Consider the following 7,464-nt stretch of genomic DNA (forward strand, 5'->3'; position numbering starts at 1 on the left):
GGAGGTGACCCAGTCGCAAAACTGGTTCCACGCAGAAGCGCCTTGGCGCTGCTGAATAGTGGTTGTCATGAGAACGATTTGGGGAAGGGCTTGCCTGACTACAGCCGAAAGGCTTTGCAGGAAAGCAGTAAGTAGATGCGGGGCGGGGAACCGCTCGCTCATCTGAACTTAACACCAGTTCACAATTGCCAGCCAACCCAGAGGTGCAATTAGACAACAGCAAGGCTGATGGCACCGATAAGCCTGGCTAATCATTGGTCTATCGCTGCTGCATTTCCAGCCCTGTCGCTACGACCGCTGGAGCCACCGCTGCCGGATCAGCCCGCCAGCATGGGGACACCTGTGATCAACCTGTGTTCCTGAACCCCTTCTTGCCGTTCAGCATGGCCAAGGTGCTGAGCCTCAAAGCCACCGTGTTGCTGCTGCTCACCCTGCTGATTAAAGCGAGGGTTCAGATTGTGGCTGGGTCGGCCATCGGAATCTTTCTGTTGCTTCTGCAGACACTGGTGTTTCTCGCTATTAGCGGTGGCTTGGTTCTGGCGGCAGGCGGGGCAGCGTTTTACGCCACACAGCAGCGCCGGTAAGAGTGTGTTGATGGGCTGAAGCCCTATACGGCTATCAACACGGCCAAGGCGCTCTTGATCCTGCTCCCACTGGTGCTGGCGGCAGTGATTGGAGTGCATGACATGCGCCAGGTTCTCTATCTGCCCGATGTCAACTACGTAGGCGCGCCCACCTACCTAATTGTTGCCGTGAAGCGATAACTAGGTTGATGCTTCACGATATCCCCCATGACCCCAGCCACAAGGAGTTTCAGCAGGGATCAACCCTGGGCAACGAGTATCGGCACTGGCGCAGGGCGAAGTTTTTCCAGCAATACCGGGTGTTCTTTCGCTTTCACAGCCACTCGAAGCTGATCGTGATCGGTTGGGTTAACGACCAGCAGAGCAAGCGCGCCTACGGCAGCAAAAGCGATTCCTATCGTGTGTTCCAGGCCATGCTGCTGACGACCTCCTTTGCTGGAGGGCTTGTGATACACCGGCTCAATCAAGGCCAGAAACGCCTCCCAGGGAACCGTGGCCTCCATTTCATCCAAGAAGCGCTGGCAACGCGTCCTCTTTTTGGCGTAGATCTGCTCGTAGTCCGTGAAGCCCAGCTGGAGGGGGGCTGCCATCCGTTCCAGTCTCAGTCTTGGATCTGGAGTGATTTTAGTGGGTTTTTCAGGGGTTCCCTAGAGCTGTTTCGTACGCCTCTCGCTTTCGAGTTCTCTCTACTCGATGTCGTAAACGGGACGCCAATTGAGCGTCGCCAGCAAGCGCCGCCAGGGCGGCAAGGTGGAGACCCACTCAGATCTGCTCAGAGGTCTGGAGGGTGCCGAAGCGGAGGAGGTCGTCATCGCCGTAATTCGTGGTGAACGAAATAAGGAGGAGCAGGGTGCCAGCAATAAGGGTTGTCCAGCCTTGGCGATCCAGCAGCCGGAGCGGGCTTGAACGGGGAATCCCTGGAAGCCTTTCAGCGACTCCCTTAACCGTAGCGATCCCGAACCAACAGCCATCACTTCATAGTACAGCAGTACTGCTGCGCAGTTTCTCAATGATTTCACGGGTTCCCGGCGGGCACCGCCACCCCCAGCTGGATCAATCAGCGAAGAGCCGCCTCAATCCAGCGCAAGTAGCTGGCCTGGCCGAGAGGAAAACCATGTAAGCAGCGGCACTGGGCGGGACTCTGCTCGCAGCCGGAAGGTGCTGGTGCCTGCCGAGAGAGTTGGGCCCTTTGTCGCCATCGGCTTCTGAGCTGGCTGGCTCCCAGGCAAGAGCAGGTGCGGCCCTGGCGATGCCCGTCTGCGCTGACCTGCTCGGGCTTAGCTGGCTAGAAGCCAATGTGCAGCAGACTTGGTTGTCTTGATCGACCCTGCGATAAACCAGAACCCTTCTTCTACAGCGAAGTCAGCCTCCTGAACTCAAACCGTGACGACCACCTCCACACAGTCAAGTCCCCAGCCCAGTCCCCAGAGCAGCGGCAAGCAAAACCTCTCCGCCTTCATCTGGAGCGTCGCCGACCTGCTGCGGGGCGACTACAAGCAGAGCGACTACGGCAAGGTGATCCTGCCCTTCACGGTGCTACGGCGGCTCGACTGCGTGCTGGAGCCCACCAAGGCGGCGGTGCTGGAGGAGAAGGCCCTGCGGGAGGGCCAGGGCCTCGACCCCGAACCCTTCCTGCTGCGCAAGGCGGGCCACAACTTCTGCAGCACCTCGCCGCTGGACATGAAGCGGCTGATGGGGGATGGCGACAACATCGCCGAAAATCTGCGCAGCTACATCCAGGCGTTTACGCCGGCGGTGCAGGATATCTTCGAGAGCTTTAAGTTTTACCTGCAGGTAGACGAACTGGAGAAGGCCAACCTGCTGTATTTAGTCACCGAAAAGTTTGGCCAGATTGACCTGCACCCAGAAACGGTGAGCAACGCCGAGATGGGGTTGGTGTTTGAAGAGCTGATTCGCAAGTTTGCGGAGCTCTCAAACGAAACCGCCGGGGAACACTTCACCCCCCGCGAGGTTATCCGTTTGATGGTGAACCTGATATTCATAGAAGACGACGACGCCCTGACCCAAGCCGGCATCGTGCGCAGCCTCTATGACCCAACTGCTGGCACAGGCGGAATGCTGAGCATTGCGGAAGAGCACCTGGTAAGCCACAACCCATCGGCAAGACTGGTGTTGGCGGCCAGGAGCTGAACGCGGAGAGCTACGCCATCTGCAAGGCAGACATGCTGATCAAGGGGCAAGACATCAACAGCATCTGCTTCGGCAATACCTTGTCTGACGACCAGCTGCCGGAGGAGAAGTATGACTACATGCTCTCCAATCCGCCGTTTGGGGTGGAGTGGAAGAAGATTCAAAAGGAAGTTGAAGCTGAGTCAAAAGCACTGGGGTTTGCCGGTCGCTTCGGGCCTGGGCTGCCGCGTGTGAGTGATGGTTCGCTGCTGTTCCTGATGCACCTGATCAGCAAGATGAGGCCCGCCCAGGACGGTGGTTGCCGCTTTGGCATCGTGCTGAATGGCTCTCCTCTGTTCACTGGAGGGGCAGGCTCTGGTGAGAGTGAAATCCGCCGCTATGTGCTGGAAAACGACCTGTGTGAGGCGATCATCGCCCTACCCACGGACATGTTTTACAACACGGGAATTAGCACCTACATCTGGATTCTGAGCAACCGCAAGCCGGCTGAGCGCAAGGGCAAGGTGCAACTGCTTGATGCCAGCAGCTTCTGGCAGAAGATGCGCAAGAGCCTGGGTAGCAAACGCAAGGAACTATCAGCCGAACACATTGCGGAGATCACCAAGCTGTTTGGGGCGTTTGAGGAGGCCGAGAAAGACGGCAAACCAATCAGCAAGATCTTCAACAATGAGGCCTTCGGCTATCAAACCATCACGGTGGAGCGGCCGCTGCGCGATGCAGCCGGCAACGTGGTGCTCGGCCAGCGCGGCAAAACCAAAGGACAACCCCAGGCCGATAGCAGCCTACGAGATACGGAAAACGTGCCGCTATCAGAAGATGTGGACATCTACTTCGAGCGGGAGGTGTTGCCGCATGTGAGTGACGCCTGGATTGACCACAGCAAAACCAAAAAGGGCTATGAGATCCCCTTCAACCGGCACTTCTATGTGTTCACCCCACCTAGGCCGCTAGATGTGATTGATGCTGAGCTGAAACAGGTGACAGATCGGATCCTGGAGATGATTGGGGGGTTGAGTGGCTGAGCAAAGAATCATCATCATCGCTGGGCCCAATGGCACCGGTAAAACAACGTTTGCCCGTGAATATCTGCCATTGGAGGTGGGGATCACCACCTTCATCAATGCCGATCTGATCGCTGCGGGGCGGCAGGTATGGATTTTGCGTTTGAAACCACGCTGGCGGTGAAGGCTTATGTGCAGCGAATACATCAGTGGCAGGCTGATAGCTATCGCGTCAAGCTGATCTTTTTGAAGCTTGTCCATGAGGACTCTGCGATTCGCCGTGTCGCCGAGCGTGTTGCGCAGGGAGGACATGCGATTCCGGCAGAGGTGATCCGCCGGCGCTTCGCCAGTGGCCTTAGGAACTTCACCACCCTGTACCAGCCCATCGTGGATGCCTGGCAGTTGATTGATAATGGGGGCACCACACCGCAGCTGATCGCGCAGGGAGGCCATTCGTGATTCAGTCATGGCAGAACCCGCATCCCGACCCAGACCTCCAGCTGGTGGAAGCGGCCCTGCGGCGATCGGGCTTGCGCGCTCGCGACATGGCCCGAGCCACCAACACAGGCCTTGTGGTGATGATCGATGGTGAATTACGCACGATGCGCGGCGCCGAGCTGGACAAGCCACCGCAGGCAATCGATGAGAGCTGACGCGCTGGACATAGACGCCGATGGCCTGCTGCTGTTGCGTCGCGAACTCCAGCAAGGGATTGCGAGCGGGGAGCCTGTCCGATGGAGCCCTGAAGCGATCAAGGCTGAGGGTCGCGCTCTGCTGCAGGCATCCACCGCTGCAGAGCGTTTGCCGTCTATCAGGGCCGGGAAGGGGGCGCGGCGATTTGGCATCTGCTGAACAACGACGAAGTGAATGAACTGGCGGATAGCCCATAGCCAGCAAGCCAATAAACTGGTTTGCCGATCTGGTGGTTGTGATGAAAACAGCGCTTGAGCTCCCTCTGTATCGCCCTGACCGCAACTTCAAGCGGCATCCCATCGATGTAGCCACAGCGCTGCGGCTGGAGCAGGACACCCTGATGCAGGAGGACTGCCAGCGTGCCGGCCTTCCCTTGACCAGCCTCGATCAGGATTTTCGGCAGTTTGAGCGGCAGGGCCTCACATTCAAGATCAAAGCAATCAACGAGGAACAAGAACTCTGCGAAGATTAAACGTGTAAGCCTCACTTACATGTTCGATCCGAGGGGTCGTCAAGTACACCGCAGCCAGCGACGCACTAGCTTCGCATCCGAGAGCAACAGGAACAGGGGCTAAGATTGACGAACATATACCGAACTAACAACCGTCATGAAAACTGACGGCCTGATCCTGGAGATTCAATCGCTACCTATAGGCGAAGACGTTTTTGCTGAGATATGGCATCGGTTTAATTGATGCAGATTCTCTTCCACCCTGTCGCTCAAGCGGAGCTTATTGAGGGCACCAATATCTACGAGGCAAACCAACCAAGCCTTGGCTACTAATTCGCGATTGAGATCCTGGCGGCAGTGGCGCGAATCAAGACCAATCCAAGCATGTGGCCTATTCTGGATGATCAGGTACGCCTTCTGGCCGTGATGCACCTCCATCGACAGCCGAACTACTGGAGTGGACTTTCATGAGCTTTCCCCGTTACCCGGCCTACAAGCCCAGCGGCGTGGAGTGGCTGGGGGAGGTGCCGGAGCATTGGCGTTATGTCCCCCTTAAACATGTTGCCGAATTCATCAACGGAGATGCGTTCAAGCCAGCAGAATGGTCGGAATCGGGGATGCCTATCATCCGAATCCAGAATCTCAATGGAAGCGAAGACTTCAACTACTACGAAGGCGTAGTTAAAGAGCGCTACCTAGTCCGTGATGGTGACTTGCTGTTTGGATGGTCTGGAAATCGGGGCACATCTTTTGGCCCTTTCATTTGGCACAGGAAAGAAATCTGCGCACTGAATCAGCACATCTTTCGTGTTGTCCCCCGCGCTATTGAGAAGCAAGAACTCTACTGGATACTTAAGGCGGTTACGGCGCATATAGAGGATCAAGCCCATGGGATCATCGGAATGGTGCACATAACAAAGACCGATCTAGGTGTAATCAATGTTCCCATTCCTGGGTCGTCCGAGCAGGCCAACATTTCCACCTTTCTCGACCACGAAACTGCCAAGATCGACGCCCTGATCGCAGAGCAGCAGCGCCTGATCGGCCTGCTTCAGGAGAACCGCCAGGCCGTGATTTCCCATGCCGTGACCAAGGGGCTAAATCCAGACGCGCCGATGAAGGATTCGGGGGTGGAGTGGCTGGGGGAGGTGCCGGAGCATTGGGAGGTGAAGCGAGTCAAGCATCTCTGTACATCAATAGAACAGGGATGGAGCCCTCAATGTGAAAATGAACCGTCGGACGGAGATACGCCTGGGATCCTAAAGGTTGGCTGCGTAAATGGAGGAATTTTCCGCCCAAGTGAGAACAAAAAGCTGCCTCCAGACTTGATGCCTATTCCTGAATACAGTGTTAGAAGTGGGAACCTCTTGGTGTCACGAGCAAATACTAGGGAACTTGTGGGAAGTGCTGCAGTAGTCAGCGAGGATTTTCCCTGGCTCTTTATCTGCGACAAGCTTTACAGAATCACCATTAGACCTGACAAAACATCCGCCAATTACCTGGCACTTTTTTTGGCCTCCAATGAGGCCAGGGGTCAGATTGAGCTTGGCGCGTCTGGCGCTAGCCAATCAATGCAAAACATCTCTCAATCAATTCTGATGGACCTACCGATACCGCTTCCGCATCCAGAGGGTCAAGAGAGCATTCGAAATTCAATAGCTATTAAATGCGGCCAGATTGATGAGTTGACAGCCAAAGCATCAGATGCCATTGCACGCCTCCAAGAACGCCGCTCTGCCCTGATCTCCGCCGCCGTCACCGGCCAGATCGATGTGCGTGGCATGGTGTCCGAGGCCGAGGCTGCATGAGCAGCACATCCAAGACGATCCTGCATTGCGTATCGCAACGAACATGTGGTTATCGGACCCGTAAACCACATCTATATTTGAGTGGCTTTCATCAAAGAGCACTGCACCGCAGTAGTTTTGCAGGTATCCAACCCGATGCCGCAGCGTAGTTCACGGAAAGGGGTGGCACTCGGAGCGTGGTTCTCGGAACCTCCCAATAAAGCGTTAGTCTGACGAGCACTGTCTGCTCGAATACATCGGGCATGTTGCAGCAGTTAAAAAAGTTGATGAAGTAAGATATCGCCGAATTACTCAGAGGCCATTTTTGGTAGCGACGAACACAATCCTTATATGAGCAATCGGTTCAAGTGCCCACTCAAGTAAAGACTTGTGGCCTCGCAAGTCCCGCAAAGCGCTAACCTGTACTCTAGCAAGATACTTCATTACAATTCAATGGGTAATTCCAATATCAATGACAAGGGTGGTGAGAAGTATAAATATATTGCCTTGGCTACAGTGTCAGTAACTTTTCTCTTTTTCGAATATCTCTGGGGGAACCGCTCAAAGGTTGGAGAGCTTACCATTGGCGACAAGGGAGTTGTCATAAAGCTCTCTGAACGGGAACGAATTGAGGCTCTCATTGATAGAATTCTCAACTCCAATACGCCCAGCCCCTCCAAAGCCTCCATCAGCCTAGAGGAGCAGGAAGATATGAAATACCGTAACCGTTCACGGGGCGTGCCGGCCTGACCTTGACATGACATAGGCAGTCACCACTTCATGATTGATGCGCAGCT

The 7,464-nt window shown here is 55.5% G+C and carries 11 protein-coding genes and 2 pseudogenes; 11 read left to right on the forward strand and 2 right to left on the reverse strand.

Going from position 1 to position 7,464, the window contains the following annotated elements:
- Nucleotides 1-383: 383 nt before the first annotated feature.
- The 3 genes and pseudogenes from AC01FP_RS15055 to AC01FP_RS15065 all read left to right on the forward strand — a co-directional run.
- Nucleotides 384-584 (forward strand): hypothetical protein, encoded by a 201-nt coding sequence (locus AC01FP_RS15055; RefSeq protein ID WP_474481458.1) that lies wholly within the window; start codon nucleotides 384-386, stop codon nucleotides 582-584.
- Between the two features lie 54 nt (nucleotides 585-638).
- Nucleotides 639-764, forward strand: coding sequence for a hypothetical protein (locus tag AC01FP_RS15060; RefSeq protein ID WP_474481460.1), 126 nt, complete (start codon nucleotides 639-641; stop codon nucleotides 762-764).
- 8 nt (nucleotides 765-772) lie between these two features.
- Nucleotides 773-949 (forward strand): annotated as a pseudogene (locus tag AC01FP_RS15065) (type II toxin-antitoxin system YhaV family toxin); the annotation flags it as partial.
- A gap of 80 nt (nucleotides 950-1,029) precedes the next feature.
- Here the strand turns inward: AC01FP_RS15065 and AC01FP_RS15070 are convergent.
- Nucleotides 1,030-1,174, reverse strand: a pseudogene (locus AC01FP_RS15070) (IS5/IS1182 family transposase); the annotation flags it as partial.
- 124 nt (nucleotides 1,175-1,298) lie between these two features.
- On the opposite strand from AC01FP_RS15070, the gene AC01FP_RS15075 reads away from it, so the two are divergent.
- The 6 genes from AC01FP_RS15075 (at nucleotide 1,299) to AC01FP_RS15100 (ending at nucleotide 4,389) form a co-directional block, all read left to right on the forward strand.
- Nucleotides 1,299-1,490 carry a hypothetical protein gene (locus tag AC01FP_RS15075; RefSeq protein ID WP_474481476.1) on the forward strand — a complete coding sequence of 64 codons (192 nt, stop codon included), beginning with the start codon at nucleotides 1,299-1,301 and terminating at the stop codon, nucleotides 1,488-1,490.
- Between the two features lie 477 nt (nucleotides 1,491-1,967).
- On the forward strand, nucleotides 1,968-2,735 hold the full coding sequence (locus tag AC01FP_RS15080; protein ID WP_474481462.1) for a type I restriction-modification system subunit M: 768 nt from the start codon (nucleotides 1,968-1,970) through the stop codon (nucleotides 2,733-2,735).
- 32 nt (nucleotides 2,736-2,767) lie between these two features.
- Complete coding sequence (locus tag AC01FP_RS15085) at nucleotides 2,768-3,757, forward strand: HsdM family class I SAM-dependent methyltransferase (protein ID WP_474481464.1); 990 nt, start codon at nucleotides 2,768-2,770, stop codon at nucleotides 3,755-3,757.
- Nucleotides 3,750-3,920 (forward strand): hypothetical protein, encoded by a 171-nt coding sequence (locus AC01FP_RS15090; protein ID WP_474481466.1) that lies wholly within the window; start codon nucleotides 3,750-3,752, stop codon nucleotides 3,918-3,920. Before AC01FP_RS15085 ends, AC01FP_RS15090 begins: the two co-directional genes overlap by 8 nt.
- The gene (locus AC01FP_RS15095; protein WP_474481468.1) at nucleotides 3,887-4,195 is read left to right on the forward strand and encodes a hypothetical protein; all 309 of its coding nucleotides are present in this window, start codon (nucleotides 3,887-3,889) and stop codon (nucleotides 4,193-4,195) included. Before AC01FP_RS15090 ends, AC01FP_RS15095 begins: the two co-directional genes overlap by 34 nt.
- Nucleotides 4,192-4,389: a hypothetical protein gene (locus AC01FP_RS15100; protein ID WP_474481470.1), complete on the forward strand. Its 198-nt coding sequence runs from the start codon at nucleotides 4,192-4,194 to the stop codon at nucleotides 4,387-4,389. Before AC01FP_RS15095 ends, AC01FP_RS15100 begins: the two co-directional genes overlap by 4 nt.
- 158 nt (nucleotides 4,390-4,547) lie before the next feature.
- Here AC01FP_RS15100 and AC01FP_RS15105 read toward each other — a convergent pair whose 3' ends face one another.
- Nucleotides 4,548-4,883 carry a hypothetical protein gene (locus tag AC01FP_RS15105; RefSeq protein ID WP_474481471.1) on the reverse strand — a complete coding sequence of 112 codons (336 nt, stop codon included), beginning with the start codon at nucleotides 4,881-4,883 and terminating at the stop codon, nucleotides 4,548-4,550.
- Nucleotides 4,884-5,347: 464 nt separating this feature from the next.
- Here AC01FP_RS15105 and AC01FP_RS15110 point away from each other — a divergent pair, with 464 nt between their 5' ends.
- Nucleotides 5,348-6,688 (forward strand): restriction endonuclease subunit S, encoded by a 1,341-nt coding sequence (locus tag AC01FP_RS15110; protein WP_474481472.1) that lies wholly within the window; start codon nucleotides 5,348-5,350, stop codon nucleotides 6,686-6,688.
- A 432-nt stretch (nucleotides 6,689-7,120) separates the two neighbouring features.
- Nucleotides 7,121-7,417: a hypothetical protein gene (locus AC01FP_RS15115; RefSeq protein WP_474481474.1), complete on the forward strand. Its 297-nt coding sequence runs from the start codon at nucleotides 7,121-7,123 to the stop codon at nucleotides 7,415-7,417.
- Nucleotides 7,418-7,464 lie beyond the last annotated feature (47 nt).

This window comes from Cyanobium sp. NIVA-CYA 375 (assembly GCF_056108345.1).